Here is a 15,783-nt window from a genome sequence, read left to right on the forward strand (position 1 = left end):
CGCAGGTCCGGGGGCCGGCACAGGCACCGCCCACCTCGTCAGGCGTACAACTCCCGCAGCCGCACCGAGAGGCACGTCACACAGCCTTCGAGTTTCTCGAACTCGCCGATGTCCACCACGACCGGCTCGAAGCCGAGATCGCCGAAGAGTTCCGCCGTCTTCGGCGCGCTCGCCGCCACCAGCAGCCGGTCGCCGCCGAGCAGCACCACATGCCCGCCGGACTCCTCCGGTACCGGCAGGAAACGCGGGAACAGTGACGGTGTGTCCACTTTCGGGACGTACCCGACGGCCGTCCCGTCGGGCAGCGCCGTCACCGCCGACTTCAGGTGCAGCACCTTGCTCACCGGTACGGTCACGACCCGCGCCCCGAGCGGTTCGAACACGGCCCGCAACTGCCGCACACCGGCCGCGTTGGTGCGCCCGCCGCGGCCGGCGTAGACCGTGTCGCCGACCTTCAGCACGTCCCCGCCGTCCAGCGTGCCCGGCTCCCGGACCCAGTTCACCGAGCAGCCCAGACGCGCCACGGCCTGCTCCACCCCGGCGGTCTCGGCGCGCCGGGTCTCGGCGCCCGGGCGGGTGATCAGGGCGACGTTCCGGTACGCGACGACGGTGTCCTCCACGAACACCGCGTCGGGGCAGTCGTCGGCCGGCTCGACCTCGACCGTCTCCCAGCCGTGCTCGCGCAGCGCCTCGACGTACGCCTCCCACTGCCGCACCGCGAGCCCGACGTCGACCGTCTGCCGTTCGGCATGGGTCACCAGCCCTTCGGCGAGACGCGGGCCGGGACGGCGGACGAGGGCCTTCTTGCTGGGCACGAGGGGCCTTTCGTGGCTGCGTGCGTGCGGTTCCCGGCGCGGCCGAAACCGCGCCGGGCCGCCATCATGCGCCAAGCGCCCGCCCGGACAAAAGCCCACCGGACGCTAATCGGGATCGGTGACGGACTCCCAGGTGGCTTCCCGCAGTTCTCCTTCCTCCAGCAGCAGCCACCGGGTGATGCCGATCGATTCCAGGAACGGCAAGTCGTGACTGGCCACGATCAGGGCACCCTCGTAGGACTCCAGGGCGGTCGTCAGCCGGCGCACGCTCGCCATGTCCAGGTTGTTGGTCGGCTCGTCGAGCAGGAGCAACTGCGGCGCGGGCTCCGCCAGCAGCAGCGCGGCCAGCGCGGCCCGGAAGCGTTCCCCGCCGGACAGCGTCGCCGCCATCTGGTCGGCGCGAGGGCCCCTGAACAGGAAGCGGGCGAGCTGGGCCCGGATCCGGTTGTTGGTGGCGCCCGGCGCGAGGCGGGCCACGTTCCCGGCGACGCTCAGCTGGTCGTCGAGGAGGTCCAGCCGCTGCGGCAGGAACCGCACCGGCACGTGCGCGGCCACCTCGCCCGACAGCGGCGGCAGCTCCCCGGCGACGGTGCGCAGCAGCGTCGTCTTGCCCGCCCCGTTGCGCCCGATCAGCGCGACCCGCTCCGGACCGCGCAGGTCGATACCCGCGCCCACGCGTGCGCCGTACGCCAGTTCCAGATCCCGCACGGTGAGCACGGTCCGGCCCGGCGGGACGGCCGTGTACGGCAGTTCGACGCGGATCTCGTCCTCGTCCCGCACCGCCTCCACCGCCTCGTCCAGCCGCTCCCTGGCCTCGGCGAGCCGCTCCTCGTGCATGATGCGGTGCTTGCCCGCGGACTCCTGCGCCGCGCGCTTGCGGGCCCCCATGACGATCTTCGGCTCGCGCTTCTGGTCCCACATCTTCTGGCCGTACCGCTTGCGCCGGGCCAGTTTGACCTGGGCGTCGGACAGTTCGCGCCGCTGCCTGCGCAGATCGGCCCCGGCGACGCGCACCATGCGCTCGGCCGCCTCCTGCTCCAGGGCGAGGGCCTCCTCGTACGCCGAGAAGTTCCCGCCGTACCAGGTGACCCGGCCGGAGCTGAGGTCGGCGATCTGGTCGACCAGCTCCAGGAGTTCGCGGTCGTGGCTGACCACGACCATCACGCCCGGCCAGGACTCGACGGCCGCGTACAGCCGGCGGCGCGCGTACAGGTCCAGGTTGTTGGTCGGCTCGTCGAGCAGCAGCACGTCCGGCCGGCGCAGCAGCAGTGCGGCCAGCCGCAGCAGCACCGACTCGCCGCCCGAGACCTCGCCGACGGTGCGGTCCAGGCCGATGCGGCCGAGCCCGAGCTCGCCGAGGGTGGCCAGGGCGCGTTCCTCCACGTCCCAGTCGTCGCCGACCGTCTCGAAGTGCTCCTCGGCGGCGTCACCGGCCTCGATGGCGTGCAGTGCGGCCCGCCGCGCGGCGATGCCGAGCGCCTCGTCGACCCGCAGCGCGGTGTCGAGCGTGACGTTCTGCGGGAGGTGTCCGACCTCGCCGGTGACGTGGACGGAACCGCCGGTCGGCCCGAGTTCGCCGGCGATCAGTTTCAGCAGGGTCGACTTCCCTGAGCCGTTGACGCCGACCAGGCCGGTCCTGCCGGGACCGAAGGCGAGGTCGAGGCCGGGCAGGACGGGGCTGCCGTCGGGCCAGGCGAAGGAGAGGGAGGTGCAGGTGATGGATGCGGACATGGGCGCCTCGCGGTGGCTGGGTGCGGTCAGTGTCGGACGCGTGTGAGACACCGCGGGGCGAGGTCACCGTGTAGGAGGGGAGCCACGGGGCAGGAGAAGAGCCCTGGGCCGGAATTCCTTCGGGACGGCTCGGACGCCGAGGTCGCACGCCACGTACACACCTGACCGGTGTGACGCGGTGTCTCAGGACCTCAGACGAGCAACGTCCCTCTCCAATCGACGGCAACAGAACCGTTGCAAAAGGTAGGAGGGGCCGGGACACCTGTCAACGGAATAACGGGTGGCCCGAGCCCTCCCGGAAGGAGGCACCCGTGCCCGACGGTTCGCTCTCGCTGCCCGCCCGGCTCTACCTGCTGGCCTGGGACACCGGGCGGCTGAAGATCACCGGCACCGCTCGGCTGCACCTCCTGGTCCGGGCCGGCGCCCTCACCGAGCTGGCCCAGCGCGGACTGCTCGTCGACGACGACGGCATCGCCGTCCCCGTCGGACTGGACGAGAGCACCGGTGACCCCGTGCTCGACGGGCTGCTCGAACTCGTCCAGGAGTCCCGGCCCCGCCGCTGGAGGACCTGGGTGACGCTGCACGCACGGACCACCCTCGACGCCGTACGGGAGCAGTTGGCCGCCGAGGGGTTCCTGCGCGCCGAGCGGCGCCGGGTCCTCGGTGTCCTCCCGTCCGTGGACTACGCCTTGGAGCGCGTCGCCGCCGTGGACGCGCTGCGGGAGGGAGCACGCCGGGTGCTTCAGGGCCCGCTGCCGGCCGCGGAGGTCCCCGAACGTGACGCGGCCGTCGTCGCCCTCGCGGCCGCCGCCGAACTGCGCACCCTGGTACCCGCCAAGGACCGCAGGCGCCACAAGGCACGCATCGACGAGCTGACCGACCGCAGCGGAGCCGCGGCCCCGGCGCTGCGCCGGGTGGTACGCGAGGTGAACGCGGCGGTGATCGTGGCAGCCACGGCAGCCGCCACGGCGGCCGGCTGAACGCGACCGGGCGGGGGCCGGCGCGCCCGTGGGGCGGGCGGGGGCCGTCAGCAGGCGTCGCGCATCAGTTCCGCCAGGTCGTGGTCCAGGTCGAGCTGGAGGTGTTCCAGGCCCAGCGGCACCAGTTCGCTCGTGGACTCCAGGAAGCGCCGTATCTCACCGCTGCGGATGTGCACCACGGCCGTGCCCTCGGGGGCGTGGAACTCCAGGACCGTACGGTCGTAGCCGTACGGGCGCACCCGTACGTCGCCGTCGCCCTCGGGCTCCCGCAGACCGGCCGCCAGCAGCTCACGGGCGAAGATCCAGCAGACCTCCACGCCGTCGAGGGTGGCCGGGGCCGGGAAGGTCATACGGACGGCGAACGGGTCGCGCCGGTCGTAGTGCAGCCTGGCGGGAATGCTGTGCATCCGTGGCGTGGCGGAGACCAGGCGCGCCTCCACGAACTGCTCGATGTCGGTGGACAAGGCCTTGCTCCCTTGTGACGGCTGGACGAACCTCCGGTCGGATGAGGCCGGGCACTGGAAAAGACGACGGAAGCCGTCGATCCGTGCACACGAGGAGCGAGTGACCTCCGTCACCGCCTTCATGCGCGCAAGTGACGCGACTCCCGTGTCGCTCGACTGGAGGACTGGAGATCGCCCGATATGGCGAATCGATCCAGAATTGCGGGTATCCGTTCCTTGCACAGAGAGGAAGTGAACGGCATGCCACGCGGTTCCAGTTCCAAGCGCGAGCGCCAGTACGAGCACATCAAGGAGAGCGCGCAGGACCGGGGGGAGAGCACCGAACGCGCGAAGGAGATCGCCGCGCGCACGGTGAACAAGGAGCGCGCCCGCACCGGCGAGTCGAAGACCGCCGGCCGCACCTCCACCCAGGACATGTCCTCCGGCAGGCGGGGTGGGCAGCGCTCGGGCCGGGGCTCCGAAGGGCCCACCTACGACCAGCTCTACGAGGAGGCCAAGCGGCGCAACATCCACGGCCGCTCGGACATGAACAAGCAACAGTTGCGGCAGGCCCTGGGCAAAGGCTGACCCCCGCAGACAGCCCGGCGGGCCCGCCTCCGGTCAGGACGCGGGCCCGCCCGGCCGCGTGGGGCCGTACGCTCGGCCGTCATGACGAGGACCGTACGCATTCCGGCGGGCTGGCCCGCCACCGAGGAGCAGGCCCGCGCCGTCCAGGACGAGTTGCGCGGACGAGTGGTGCGGGACGAGCCGGGACCGCCGCCCGGGACGGGCCACGTCACGGGGGTCGACGTCGCCTACGACGACGAGCGGGACCTCGTCGCGGCGGCGGCCGTCGTCCTGGACGCGGCCACCCTGCGCGTCGTCGCCGAGACCACCGCCGTCGGGCGCGTCTCCTTCCCGTACGTGCCCGGGCTGCTGGCCTTCCGCGAGATCCCCACCGTGCTTGCCGCACTGGACGCCCTGCCCTGCCCGCCCGGCTTGGTCGTCTGCGACGGTTACGGCCTCGCCCACCCCCGGCGCTTCGGCCTGGCGAGCCACCTCGGCGTGCTGACCGGACTGCCGACGATCGGCGTCGCCAAGAACCCGTTCACCTTCACCCACGAGGATCCGGACACCCCGCGCGGCAGCGCCTCCCCGCTGCTCGCCGGCCCGGACGAGGTCGGCCGGGCCCTGCGCACCAGGGACGGCGTCAAGCCGGTCTTCGTCTCCGTCGGCCACCGGGTGAGCCTGGACAACGCCTGCGCGCACACCCTCGCCCTCACCCCGGCCCACCGCCTCCCGGAGACGACCCGCAGCGCCGACGCCCTGTGCCGCCGCGCCCTGCGCGAGGCCGGGGCGGCCGGGCTCAGCGGCTCTTCGCGATCCGGAAGGTGAGGCCCGCGCGGCGCAGACGGTCGATGAGGGCGTCACCCATGGCCGTCGCCGTGGTGACCTGGCCCGCCGTCGGCGGGAGGTCGTCCAGGGCCAGGGCGAGCGCCGACTCGGCGAACATCTTCGCCGTCTCGCCGTACCCGGGGTCGCCGCCCGCGACCTCGGTGAACACCTGCCGTCCGCCGCCCTCGCCCACGAACCGCAGCGAGAACCAGCTCCTGGCCCGCCGCTCCTCGCCCGGTCCCGCACCGGGCTGCAGCCGCCCGGACAACCAGCTCCGGGCGGGCGGCAGTTGCGCGGCGGCCATGACCGCGCCGAGGGCGGCGGCACCGCCCACAGCGACCGGAAGACGCCGTACGGCCGCGTAGTGGCGGTAGCGGAAGTCCGGGCCGTAACGTTCCAGCACGCGCGCCGAGCGCCGCACGATCTGTGGGTCGATGACCGGCAGCGGCACCGCCCACGCGCCCACCTCCCCGGCGAACCGCGGCGCGCCCGTGGGCGTGACTGCCCGCCGCCCCAGCAACCGCGGCTCGTGCCGCGCCCGGTCCCGCGCGGCGGCCCGCACCCGCAGGGGACGCGCGAACTGGCTGAGCGCCGACGCGAGAGTCCCGCCCGAGAAGGCGGCGTCCACCCGGACGAATCCGTCCACGGTCAGCGGTACACCCTCCGGCAGCTGGCGGACGGTGAAGTACACGCCCAGGTCGGCCGGGACGGAGTCGAAGCCGCAGGCGTGCACCAGGCGCGCCCCGGTCTCGCGCGCGCGTGCGTCGTGCCGTACGTACACCAGGTCCACGAACTCGGGCTCGCCGCACAGGTCCAGGTAGTCCGTGCCGCTGTCGGCGCAGGCGGCGACGAGTTCCTCGCCCACGGCCGTGTACGGGCCCACGGTGGTGGCCAGCACGCGCGCGTGCCGGGCGAGGTCGCGCAGGGAGTCCGGGTCGGCCGCGTCCGCGCGCAGCACTCCGACGGACGCACCCGAGGGCAGCCGCTCACGCAGTTCCCGCAGCCGCTCCCCGCTGCGGCCGGCGATCGCCCAGCGCAGCCCCTCGGGGGCGTGTGCGGCGAGGTACTCCGCGGTGAGCGCCCCCACGAAGCCGGTGGCCCCGAAGAGGACGATGTCGTACGGACGGTCGGAGTTCCTCAGCCTGCTCATGACACTCCTCGCTCTCGCAGCCCGCGCCGCTGTCGGTGGCCGAGGCTAGCGTGAGGAGTGCGGTGAACGGCGGCGAGGGCCCGGCGGCGACCGTCCGGCGGTGCGGGTACGGCCACGACGGCCGGCGGGTACGGCCACGAACCACCGGGTACGGCCACGGGGTCGGCGGGTACGTCTTCGGTACGCCTTGGCTAAGCGCTTGCTCGCCGAGGGCTTGTATCCGCTGGAACCCGTTCTTAGCATCATCGGTGTTACATCGGTTGTGTCACAGTGAGGGGATCTGATGACAACGGCAGAGGCGGCGGGACGGCACGGCCCGCTGACCGGCGTGCGGGTGGTCGAGCTGGCCGGCATCGGCCCCGGCCCGTTCGCCGCGATGCTGCTGGCCGACCTGGGCGCCGACGTCGTACGGGTGGACCGCCCCGGCGGCGCCGGACTCGGCATCGACCCCGCCCACGACCTCACCAACCGCAACAAGCGCTCGGTGGTCGTCGACCTGAAGTCGCCGGACGGCCCCGCCCGAGTCCTCGATCTCGCCGCCCGCGCCGACGTCCTCGTCGAGGGCTACCGCCCCGGCGTCGCCGAGCGCCTGGGCGTCGGCCCCGAGGCCTGCCACGCCCGCAACCCGCGGCTGGTCTACGCCCGTATGACCGGATGGGGCCAGGACGGACCGCTCGCCCCGCGCGCGGGACACGACATCGCCTACATCGCCGTGACCGGCACCCTCGGCATGATCGGCGAACCGGACACGCCCCCGGCCGTCCCCGCCAACCTCCTCGGCGACTACGCGGGCGGCTCCCTCTATCTCGCGGTCGGTGTCCTCGCCGCCCTGCACCACGCGCGCGCGACCGGCACGGGCCAGGTCGTGGACGCCGCGATCGTCGACGGCACCGCCCACCTCTCCGCGATGATCCACGGCATGCTCGCGGCCGGCGTCTGGCAGGACCGCCGCGGAGCCAACCTCCTGGACGGCGGCTGCCCGTACTACGGCACCTACGAGACCGCGGACGGCCGGTACATGGCGGTCGGGGCCCTGGAGCAGCGGTTCTACGACGAGTTCGCCGGACTGCTCGGCCTGGACGAGCACGCCGGGGCCCGTACCGACCGCACCCGCTGGGGGGAACTGCGCGAGGCGGTCGCCGCCCGCTTCAAGTCCCGCACCCGGCGGGAGTGGACCGAGGTCTTCGAGGGCTCCGACGCCTGCGTGGCCCCCGTACTGTCGCTGGGCGAGGCCCCGCACCACCCGCACCTCGCCGCCCGCGGCACCTTCACGGAGCACGCCGGCCTGGTCCAGCCCGCCCCCGCGCCCCGCTTCTCCGCCACGCCCACCGCCGTGCGCACCGCCCCCGCCCGGCCCGGCGACGGCGCGGCGGCCGTGGCCCGCGACTGGGACCTGCCCGCCTTCCCGGAGGACGGGAACGAAGGGAAGAACGGGGCCGGGGAGGGCGGCTCCTGACGGACCCACGACCGCGACCCGCTCCCCGGCCCCCACCACCGGCCCCGGCCCCCCGGACACCACCCTCGTCGAAAGGCTTGTCAGTGAGCACCGAAGCGTACGTGTACGACGCGATCCGCACCCCACGCGGGCGCGGCAAGGCCAACGGCGCCCTGCACGGCACGAAGCCCATCGACCTGGTCGTCGGCCTCATCCACGAGATCCGCGACCGCTTCCCCGGACTCGACCCGGCCGCCGTCGACGACATCGTGCTCGGCGTCGTCGGCCCCATCGGCGACCAGGGCTCCGACATCGCCCGGATCGCCGCCATCGCCGCGGGACTGCCGGACACGGTGGCCGGTGTGCAGGAGAACCGCTTCTGCGCCTCCGGCCTCGAAGCCGTCAACCTGGCCGCCGCCAAGGTGCGCTCCGGCTGGGAGGACCTGGTCCTCGCGGGCGGCGTCGAGTCGATGTCCCGGGTGCCGATGGCCTCCGACGGGGGCGCCTGGTTCAACGACCCGATGACCAACCTCGCCGTCAACTTCGTGCCCCAGGGCATCGGCGCCGACCTGATCGCAACCATCGAGGGCTTCTCCCGGCGGGACGTCGACGAGTACGCCGCCCTGTCCCAGGAGCGCGCGGTCACCGCCTGGAAGGAGGGCCGCTTCGACCGCTCCGTCGTCCCGGTCAGGGACCGCAACGGGCTCGTCGTCCTCGACCACGACGAGCACCCCCGCCCCGGCACCACCGCCGACTCGCTGGCGGCGCTCAAGCCGTCCTTCGCGGACATCGGCGACCTGGGCGGCTTCGACGCCGTCGCCCTGCAGAAGTACCACTGGGTGGAGAAGATCGACCACGTCCACCACGCGGGCAACTCCTCGGGCATCGTCGACGGCGCCTCGCTCGTCGCGATCGGCTCCCGCGAAATCGGCGAGCGGTACGGACTCACCCCCCGCGCGCGGATCGTCTCCGCCGCCGTCTCCGGCTCCGAGCCCACCATCATGCTCACCGGGCCCGCCCCCGCCACCCGCAAGGCGCTCGCCAGGGCCGGCCTGACCATCGACGACATCGACCTCGTCGAGATCAACGAGGCGTTCGCGGCGGTCGTGCTGCGCTTCGTGAAGGACATGGGCCTGTCCCTGGACAAGGTCAACGTCAACGGCGGCGCCATCGCGCTGGGCCACCCGCTCGGCGCCACCGGCGCGATGATCCTCGGCACCCTCGTGGACGAACTGGAGCGCCAGGACAAGCGCTACGGCCTCGCGACCCTCTGCGTCGGCGGCGGCATGGGCATCGCCACGATCGTCGAACGCGTCTGACCCGCCCCCAGCGGCGCCCTCAGAACCCGGACCTCAACGGAGACCACGACATGACCGAGAGCACCACCATCCGCTGGGAGCAGGACGACACCGGCGTCGTCACCCTCGTCCTCGACGACCCGAACCAGTCCGCGAACACCATGAACCAGGCGTTCCGCGACTCCCTCGCCGCCGTCGCCGACCGGCTGGAGGCGGAGCGGGAATCCGTCCGCGGCGTCATCCTCACCTCCGCGAAGAAGACCTTCTTCGCGGGCGGCGACCTGCGCGACCTGATCCGGGTCACCCCGGACACCGCACAGGACCTGTTCGACGGCGGCCTCGCGCTCAAGCGGAACCTGCGCCGCATCGAGACCCTGGGCAAGCCGGTCGTCGCCGCCATCAACGGCGCGGCCCTGGGCGGCGGTTACGAACTCGCCCTGGCCTGCCACCACCGGATCGCGCTCGACACCCCCGGCATGAAGATCGGCTGCCCCGAGGTGACCCTCGGCCTGCTCCCCGGCGGCGGCGGGGTCGTCCGCAGCGTACGGCTGCTGGGCATCACCGACGCCCTGCTCAAGGTGCTGCTCCAGGGCACCCAGTACAACGCGCGGCGCGCCCAGGAGAACGGGCTGGTCGACGAAGTGGCCACTTCCCAGGATGAGTTGCTGGCCAAGGCGCGCGCCTTCATCGACGCCAACCCCGAGGCGGGGCAGCCGTGGGACAAGCCCGGATACCGCATCCCCGGCGGCACCCCGGCGAACCCGAAGTTCGCCGCCAACCTGCCCGCCTTCCCGGCCAGTCTGCGCAAGCAGACGAACGGCGCCCCCTACCCGGCTCCGCGCAACATCCTGGCCGCCGCCGTCGAGGGCGCCCAGGTCGACTTCGAGACCGCCCAGGTCATCGAGGCCCGCTACTTCGTGGAACTGGCCGCGGGGCAGACCTCGAAGAACATGATCCAGGCCTTCTTCTTCGATCTCCAGGCCGTCAACTCCGGCGCCGGCCGGCCCCAGGGCGTCGAACCCCGCCAGGTGCGCAAGGTGGCCGTCCTCGGGGCCGGGATGATGGGCGCGGGCATCGCCTACGCCTGCGCCCGCGCCGGTATCGAGGTCGTCCTGAAGGACGTGTCCGCGGAGGCCGCCGCCAAGGGCAGGGGCTACTCGGAGAAGCTGTGCGCCAAGGCCGTCGCGAAGGGCCGTACCAGCCAGGAGAAGGCGGACGCGGTGCTCGCCCGGATCACGCCCACCGCGGAGGTGGCCGACCTCGCGGGCTGCGACGCGGTGATCGAGGCCGTCTTCGAGGACCCGGCGCTCAAGCACAAGGTGTTCCAGGAGATCGAGCAGGTCGTCGCGCCGGACGCGCTGCTGTGCTCCAACGCCTCCACCCTGCCGATCACCCTGCTCGCCGAAGGCGTTGAGCGCCAGGCCGACTTCATCGGGCTGCACTTCTTCTCACCCGTGGACAAGATGCCCCTGGTCGAGATCATCAGGGGTGAGCGCACCGGCGACGAGGCCCTGGCCCGCGCCTTCGACCTGGTCCGGCAGATCAACAAGACCCCGATCGTCGTCAACGACTCGCGCGGCTTCTTCACCTCCCGGGTCATCGGCCAGTTCATCAACGAGGGCGTGGCCATGGTCGGCGAGGGCATCGAGCCCGCGTCGGTCGAGCAGGCGGCGGCCCAGGCGGGCTACCCGGCCAAGGTGCTGTCCCTGATGGACGAGCTGACCCTCACCCTGCCCCGGAAGATCCGGGCCGAGTCGCGGCGGGCGGTGGAGGAGGCGGGCGGCACCTGGACCCCGCACCCCGCGGACGCGGTGGTCGACCGGATGGTCGACGAGTTCGGCCGCACGGGCCGCAGAGGCGGTGCCGGCTTCTACGACTACGCGGAGGACGGCTCCCGCACCGGCATCTGGCCGGGCCTGCGCGAACACTTCTCGAAGCCCGGATACGAGATCCCGTTCCGGGACATGCAGGAGCGCATGCTCTTCGCCGAGGCGCTCGACACCGTCAGGCTCCTGGAGGAGGGCGTCCTGACCTCCGTCGCCGACGCCAACATCGGCTCGGTGCTCGGCATCGGCTTCCCGGGCTGGACCGGCGGGGTGCTGCAGTACGTCAATGGCTACGAGGGAGGTCTGCCCGGCTTCGTGGCACGCGCGCGGGAACTCGCCGGGCGCTACGGCGAGCGGTTCGCCCCGCCGGCGCTGCTGGTGGCAAAGGCGGAGAAGGGGGAGAAGGGGGAGAAGGGGGAGACCTTCACCGACGCGCGCTGAGAAGCCGTTCAGCCGGACGGCGGCTCCTGCGTCCCCCGGGGATCCGCTCCCCGGGGGCCCTCCCGTCCGGCCGTGTCCAGCCACTCCCGCAGCTCCTCCTTCAGCGAGCGCTGGAAGGTGGTGAGCAGGGCCTGCACCACCATGGGGTGCATCAGGGCGGACAGGGACCACACGTCCCGGGTGTCGCGCTCGGCGACGGCGTCGCGCAGCAGCTTCGACAGCTCGTGGGCGGCCGTGCGCGCGTGCTCGGTCAGCACCGTGCGGGCGGCGAGGATCGTCTCCTGGGACAGCGGCACGTCGAGGAGCTCCACGCCGAGCCGCAGCAGACCGGAGTCCACGCGGAAGCAGTCCCCGTCGGCCTCGACGACGTTCATCGCGGCAAGCCGCCGGACGTCCTCCTCGGCGAGCGGCCGGCCGGCCCGGCGCTCCAGCTCCCGCCGGGACAACGACTCCACGGTGTCCGGTGCCCAGGACGCGACCACCGCGCGGTGGATGGCGAGGTCGTGCGGGGTGAGGTCCGGCGGAAGCTGCCGCAGATGGCGCTCGATCGCGGCGAGCGTCATGCCCCGCAGCTGCATCTCCTCGATCAGCGCCAGCCGCGCCAGGTGCTCCTGGCCGTAGCGGCCCACGCGGCGGGGGCCGAGCACCGGCGGCGGCAGCAGGCCCCGGCCGCTGTAGAAGCGGATCGTGCGCACCGTGACGCCGGCCCGCGCGGCCAGCTCGTCGATCGTGAGGGTCGGCTCGTCGGAGTCGGTCGTCATCGCAGCAGTATCGCTGTCCCACCAATGCTGTGAAAGCCCTGACCTGCTGGTGTACGGCCGGTGACCGGTGAGTGAACGCCGTGTGTGAGAAGTCCCGCTCTGTGACGTACGCCATCGCCGGGGAATCAGACACCGGGGAAGCTGCTGTTCTGGTCTGTGCCGCGACATGGGTGGTGCGGGCCGGATCACGTACGGACACCCGGGCGCAGGCGCCCGGGCACCAGAAAGTGGAACCACCCTTGAGCAAGGACGCCGTGCCCACGGCACAGGTCGCCTCCCACCAGGCGACCGGGACGCCCGCCGACGCGGGCGACGCCGGATACAGCAAGGACCTCAAGCACCGCCACGTCAACATGATCGCCATCGGTGGGGCGATCGGAACCGGACTCTTTCTAGGAGCGGGCGGTCGCCTGCACAACGCGGGCCCCGCCCTCGCGCTGGCCTACCTCGTGTGCGGCATCTTCGCGTTCTTCGTCGTCCGGGCCCTCGGCGAACTGGTCCTGTACCGGCCCTCGTCCGGCTCCTTCGTGTCGTACGCGCGCGAGTTCCTCGGCGAGAAGGGCGCCTACGTCGCCGGCTGGATGTACTTCCTGAACTGGTCGACGACCGGTATCGCCGACATCACGGCGATCGCGCTCTATACGCACTACTGGAGCATGTTCACGTCCGTCCCGCAGTGGGTGCTCGCGCTGATCGCCCTCGCCGTGGTCCTCGCCATCAACCTGATCTCCGTGAAGATCTTCGGCGAGATGGAGTTCTGGTTCGCGATCGTCAAGGTCGCCACCCTGGTCGGCTTCATGCTGATCGGCATCTTCCTGCTGGCCACGCAGCACGACGTCGGCGGCCGGACCCCGGGCCTGAGCTCGATCACCGACCACGGCGGGTTCTTCCCGCACGGCGTGATGCCGGTCGTCCTCGTCATGCAGGGCGTGATCTTCGCCTACTCCGCCCTGGAGATGATCGGTGTCGCCGCCGGCGAGACCGCCGAGCCGGAGAAGATCATCCCGCGCGCGGTGAACTCGATCATGTGGCGCGTGGGCCTGTTCTACGTCGGCTCGGTCATCCTGCTCGCCCTGCTGCTGCCCGGTTCGGTCTACTCGGCCGGGGAGAGCCCCTTCGTCACCGTCCTGTCGAAGATCGGCGTCCCGGCGGCAGGCGACGTCATGAACCTCGTCGTCCTCACGGCCGCCATGTCGTCGCTGAACTCCGGCCTGTACACCACCGGCCGCATCCTGCGCTCCATGGCCGCGGCGGGCTCCGCTCCCCGGTTCACCGGGGTGATGAGCCGCAGCCGGGTCCCCTACGGCGGCATCCTCCTGACCTGCGCGGTCTGCGTACTCGGCGTCGGCCTGAACTACGTCATGCCCGCCCAGGCCTTCGAGATCGTGCTGAACATCGCGGCCCTCGGCATCGTCAGCACCTGGGTGACCATCATGATCTGCCACGTGGTCTTCGTCCGCCGTGCCAAGGCCGGCCTGCTCACCCGCCCGCACTTCCGCCTTCCCTGGAGTCCGTTCACCGAGATCATCACGATCGCCTTCTTCGTCGGCTGCCTCGGCATGATGTGGAACGACCCCGAGGTGGGCCGCAAGACCCTCCTGCTGGTCCCGGTGATCGCCGTCCTCCTGGTCGCCGGCTGGTACGGCGTCCGCGGCCGCGTCTCCCGGACGGCCGACCGGGAGCTCTCCGAAATCACGGAGTAAGGGCCCCACCCCGCTGTCGAGGCGTCCGTCCACATGCCCCGAACAGGCTGCGGCCTGGCCGGTGGCACCTGGGAGCGGGTCGAGCCGCTGATCGAGGAGCGGCTGGTGCGGCGGGGATCGTGGTGACGGTGTACGCGTTCGAGGGGTGAGGCCGGGCGGCCGCGTGGGTCGCCCGGCCGTGGGTCACCTCGTGTGCACGTCGTTCGTCGCTTCGATCTTCTTCCAGGACCTCGGCGGAGCGGTGGGAGCCGCCGTCCTCGTCAGGGACGCCGCGCGTGCCGCGGGGGCGGCCGGCTTGGCCGGCTGGAACAGCCAGGTGTCGAAGAGGGCCGCGAGCGGCTTGCCGGAGACCTGCTCGGCGTACTTCTGGAAGTCGGCCACGGAGGCGTTGCCGTAGGCGTGCTTCTGCGGCCAGCCCTTCAGCAGGGCGAAGAACGCCTTGTCGCCGATCTCGTTGCGCAGCGCCTGCACGGCGAGCGCGCCCCGGTCGTAGACCGCGATGTCGAACTGGTCGTCCGGACCCGGATCGCCCGGCGCGACCGTCCAGAAGGGGTCGTCGGCGGGGTGCGAGGCGTACACCCAGTCCGCCAGCTCCTGCGCGGTGCCCTCGCCCTCGTGCTCGGACCACAGCCACTGGGCGTAGCGCGCGAAGCCCTCGTTGATCCAGATGTCCTTCCAGCCCTTCAGCGACACGCTGTCGCCGTACCACTGGTGGGCCAGCTCGTGCACGACGACGGACGTGTTGGAGCCGCCTGCGAACTGCTTCGGGCTGTAGTACACCCTGGTCTGCGTCTCCAGCGCGTACCCGGTCGTCGTGTTCGGCACATAGCCTCCCGCCGAGCCGAACGGATACGGCCCGAAATAGCCGCTCAGCCAGTCGACGATCTCACCGGTGCGCTCCACGCTCGCACGGGCCGCCCCGGCGTTGTCGCCGAGGTCCCTGCTGTAGGCGTTGAGGACGGGAACGCCGCCCTCGGAGGTGCCCGTCGTGATGTCGAACTTCCCGATCGCGAGCGTCGCCAGATACGTGGCCTGCGGCTTGTTCTGGCGCCAGTTGTAGCGGGTCCAGCCGAGCTGCGAACCGGTCGACTGCAGAGTGCCGTTGGAGATCGCCTGCGTGCCGTCCGGCACGGCCACCGACACGTCGTAGGTGGCCTTGTCGCTCGGGTGGTCGTTGCTCGGGAACCACCACCAGGCCGCCTCCGGCTCGTCCGCCGCGATCCCGCCGTCCGGGGTGCGGTGCCAGGTGGTGAAGCCGTACGCGCTCTTCGTGGACGGCACACCGCTGTAGCGGACCACCACCGTGATCGGCGTGTCCTTGGCCAGCGGCTTCTTCGGGGTGATCACCAGCTCGTGCTGACCGGAGGAGGCGTAGGCGGCCGTGGCGCCGTTGACCCGCACCTCGCTGACGTCCAGCAGGAAGTCCAGGTCGAAGCTGGACAGGTCCTGCGTGGTCCGTGCCTCGATCGTCGCCGTGCCCTCCAGCTCGTCCGTGGCCGGCTGGTACTTCAGTCTGAGGTCGTAGTGGGAGACGTCGTATCCGCCGTTGCCGTAGTACGGGTAGTAGGGGTCGCCGATGCCCGGTGCGCCGGGGGAGTGGCTCGCGGCCGATGCCGGGATCGCCAGCAGCAGGGTGGCCGCCGCCAGTGCGCCCGGCGCGATCATTCTGCGGTGCACGTCAGCTCCAAGTCGTAGGGGCACGAGGTTGGTTCGGAGCCTATTGAGTCCCGGTGGCCACAGACGTGTCCATGCCCACCCCTGTCACACGATCGCCATTCGGCCGTCATGAGCGAAACACGCTCAGG

The 15,783-nt window shown here is 72.0% G+C and carries 13 protein-coding genes and 1 pseudogene; 8 read left to right on the forward strand and 6 right to left on the reverse strand.

What is annotated here, in order from left to right:
- Positions 1–38: 38 nt before the first annotated feature.
- On the reverse strand, positions 39–815 hold the full coding sequence (gene ddaH, locus OIE49_RS31120; protein ID WP_326805199.1) for a dimethylargininase: 777 nt from the start codon (positions 813–815) through the stop codon (positions 39–41).
- Positions 816–920: 105 nt separating this feature from the next.
- Positions 921–2,546, reverse strand: coding sequence for an ABC-F family ATP-binding cassette domain-containing protein (locus tag OIE49_RS31125; protein WP_326805200.1), 1,626 nt, complete (start codon positions 2,544–2,546; stop codon positions 921–923).
- A 311-nt stretch (positions 2,547–2,857) separates the two neighbouring features.
- Between OIE49_RS31125 and OIE49_RS31130 the strand changes: the two genes are divergently transcribed.
- Positions 2,858–3,526 carry a GOLPH3/VPS74 family protein gene (locus tag OIE49_RS31130; RefSeq protein ID WP_326805201.1) on the forward strand — a complete coding sequence of 223 codons (669 nt, stop codon included), beginning with the start codon at positions 2,858–2,860 and terminating at the stop codon, positions 3,524–3,526.
- Positions 3,527–3,573: 47 nt separating this feature from the next.
- On the opposite strand, the gene OIE49_RS31135 is transcribed toward OIE49_RS31130, so the two are convergent.
- Positions 3,574–3,990 (reverse strand): SsgA family sporulation/cell division regulator, encoded by a 417-nt coding sequence (locus OIE49_RS31135; protein WP_326805202.1) that lies wholly within the window; start codon positions 3,988–3,990, stop codon positions 3,574–3,576.
- 240 nt (positions 3,991–4,230) lie between these two features.
- Here OIE49_RS31135 and OIE49_RS31140 point away from each other — a divergent pair, with 240 nt between their 5' ends.
- Together OIE49_RS31140 and OIE49_RS31145 are read left to right on the forward strand one after the other, a co-directional pair.
- Complete coding sequence (locus tag OIE49_RS31140) at positions 4,231–4,557, forward strand: plasmid stabilization protein (RefSeq protein WP_326805203.1); 327 nt, start codon at positions 4,231–4,233, stop codon at positions 4,555–4,557.
- 81 nt (positions 4,558–4,638) lie between these two features.
- Positions 4,639–5,364 (forward strand): endonuclease V, encoded by a 726-nt coding sequence (locus OIE49_RS31145; protein WP_326805204.1) that lies wholly within the window; start codon positions 4,639–4,641, stop codon positions 5,362–5,364.
- On the opposite strand, the gene OIE49_RS31150 is transcribed toward OIE49_RS31145, so the two are convergent.
- Complete coding sequence (locus OIE49_RS31150) at positions 5,336–6,514, reverse strand: saccharopine dehydrogenase family protein (protein ID WP_326805205.1); 1,179 nt, start codon at positions 6,512–6,514, stop codon at positions 5,336–5,338. The genes OIE49_RS31145 and OIE49_RS31150 overlap by 29 nt on opposite strands.
- Positions 6,515–6,797: 283 nt before the next feature.
- Here OIE49_RS31150 and OIE49_RS31155 point away from each other — a divergent pair, with 283 nt between their 5' ends.
- The 3 genes from OIE49_RS31155 to OIE49_RS31165 all read left to right on the forward strand — a co-directional run bounded on the left by OIE49_RS31155 (position 6,798) and on the right by OIE49_RS31165 (position 11,514).
- On the forward strand, positions 6,798–7,970 hold the full coding sequence (locus tag OIE49_RS31155) for a CaiB/BaiF CoA transferase family protein (RefSeq protein ID WP_326805206.1): 1,173 nt from the start codon (positions 6,798–6,800) through the stop codon (positions 7,968–7,970).
- Between the two features lie 83 nt (positions 7,971–8,053).
- On the forward strand, positions 8,054–9,268 hold the full coding sequence (locus tag OIE49_RS31160) for an acetyl-CoA C-acetyltransferase (protein WP_326805207.1): 1,215 nt from the start codon (positions 8,054–8,056) through the stop codon (positions 9,266–9,268).
- 50 nt (positions 9,269–9,318) lie between these two features.
- The gene (locus OIE49_RS31165; RefSeq protein WP_326805208.1) at positions 9,319–11,514 is read left to right on the forward strand and encodes a 3-hydroxyacyl-CoA dehydrogenase NAD-binding domain-containing protein; all 2,196 of its coding nucleotides are present in this window, start codon (positions 9,319–9,321) and stop codon (positions 11,512–11,514) included.
- Between the two features lie 8 nt (positions 11,515–11,522).
- Here OIE49_RS31165 and OIE49_RS31170 read toward each other — a convergent pair whose 3' ends face one another.
- Complete coding sequence (locus OIE49_RS31170) at positions 11,523–12,275, reverse strand: MerR family transcriptional regulator (RefSeq protein ID WP_326805209.1); 753 nt, start codon at positions 12,273–12,275, stop codon at positions 11,523–11,525.
- Positions 12,276–12,514: 239 nt separating this feature from the next.
- On the opposite strand from OIE49_RS31170, the gene OIE49_RS31175 reads away from it, so the two are divergent.
- Together OIE49_RS31175 and OIE49_RS31180 are read left to right on the forward strand one after the other, a co-directional pair.
- Positions 12,515–13,978, forward strand: a complete 1,464-nt coding sequence (locus OIE49_RS31175; protein ID WP_326805210.1) for an amino acid permease — start codon at positions 12,515–12,517, stop codon at positions 13,976–13,978.
- 18 nt (positions 13,979–13,996) lie between these two features.
- Positions 13,997–14,104 (forward strand): annotated as a pseudogene (locus OIE49_RS31180) (Appr-1-p processing protein); the annotation flags it as partial.
- Positions 14,105–14,161: 57 nt separating this feature from the next.
- Here OIE49_RS31180 and OIE49_RS31185 read toward each other — a convergent pair.
- Positions 14,162–15,655: a M1 family metallopeptidase gene (locus OIE49_RS31185; protein ID WP_326805211.1), complete on the reverse strand. Its 1,494-nt coding sequence runs from the start codon at positions 15,653–15,655 to the stop codon at positions 14,162–14,164.
- Positions 15,656–15,783 lie beyond the last annotated feature (128 nt).

Origin of the sequence: Streptomyces sp. NBC_01788 (assembly GCF_035917575.1) — a bacterium.
GTDB lineage: Bacteria > Actinomycetota > Actinomycetes > Streptomycetales > Streptomycetaceae > Streptomyces.

Excerpts from the sequence above, each read along its gene's own strand:
- OIE49_RS31155 (WP_326805206.1), top strand. The coding sequence starts at position 6,798 with ATGACAACGGCAGAGGCGGCGGGACGGCACGGCCCGCTGACCGGCGTG.
- OIE49_RS31165 (WP_326805208.1), top strand. The coding sequence starts at position 9,319 with ATGACCGAGAGCACCACCATCCGCTGGGAGCAGGACGACACCGGCGTC.
- OIE49_RS31145 (WP_326805204.1), top strand. The coding sequence starts at position 4,639 with ATGACGAGGACCGTACGCATTCCGGCGGGCTGGCCCGCCACCGAGGAG.
- OIE49_RS31125 (WP_326805200.1), bottom strand. The coding sequence starts at position 2,546 with ATGTCCGCATCCATCACCTGCACCTCCCTCTCCTTCGCCTGGCCCGAC.
- OIE49_RS31140 (WP_326805203.1), top strand. The coding sequence starts at position 4,231 with ATGCCACGCGGTTCCAGTTCCAAGCGCGAGCGCCAGTACGAGCACATC.
- OIE49_RS31170 (WP_326805209.1), bottom strand. The coding sequence starts at position 12,275 with ATGACGACCGACTCCGACGAGCCGACCCTCACGATCGACGAGCTGGCC.
- OIE49_RS31150 (WP_326805205.1), bottom strand. The coding sequence starts at position 6,514 with ATGAGCAGGCTGAGGAACTCCGACCGTCCGTACGACATCGTCCTCTTC.